Source organism: Pelagivirga sediminicola, from assembly GCF_003072125.1.
GTDB classification, from domain to species: Bacteria; Pseudomonadota; Alphaproteobacteria; order Rhodobacterales; family Rhodobacteraceae; genus Roseovarius; species Roseovarius sediminicola.
Genome location: NZ_QCYH01000085.1, coordinates 1 through 518 on the forward strand (window position 1 = coordinate 1; position 518 = coordinate 518).

A 518-nucleotide genomic window follows, 5' to 3' on the forward strand; every position below is an offset into this window, starting at 1 on the left:
GACGGAAATGTTCTCACATTTCTTCAAATCATTCTCCGATGCTGCGAAGTGCAACCTGAATATTCAAGCGGAGGGCAATAACGAACACCATAAAATTGAATCGATATTCAAAGCTTTTGCTAAATGTACCTTAAAAGGTTCATCAACGCTTCTTTTCTCTGAAATAGGTAATGCACCCGCGAAATTAATTAAAGAGCTTAGAAAGTCTGGCGATAAACCAGTATTGAAAGGCGCTTATATTGACTCGTCTGTGTTTATCGGTGATGAACAAGTGAATTCACTAGCAAGCTTGAAATCGAAAGAAGAGCTTATTGGCGAAATCATCGGGTTGCTTCAGTCTCCTGCGAAAAACGTTGTTTCTGCCCTTCAATCTGGTGGAAGCACACTTGCTGGAATTGTTAAAACTTTACAAGAAAAGGAAGGTTAACGAACTCCTTAAAAGTTCGATAGATTATTAATTATTTATTACGCACAATTCAAAAATTTAAATAAAATGGCAGATTTAAAATCGTTTGCTG

At 36.9% G+C, this 518-nt stretch carries 1 protein-coding gene; it reads left to right on the plus strand.

The features are described 5' to 3' along the window. Window positions 1-427, plus strand: a 427-nt coding sequence (rplJ, locus tag DC366_RS19560) for a 50S ribosomal protein L10 (protein WP_243405247.1), incomplete at its 5' end; no start/stop codon positions are given. Window positions 428-518: the final 91 nt, after the last annotated feature.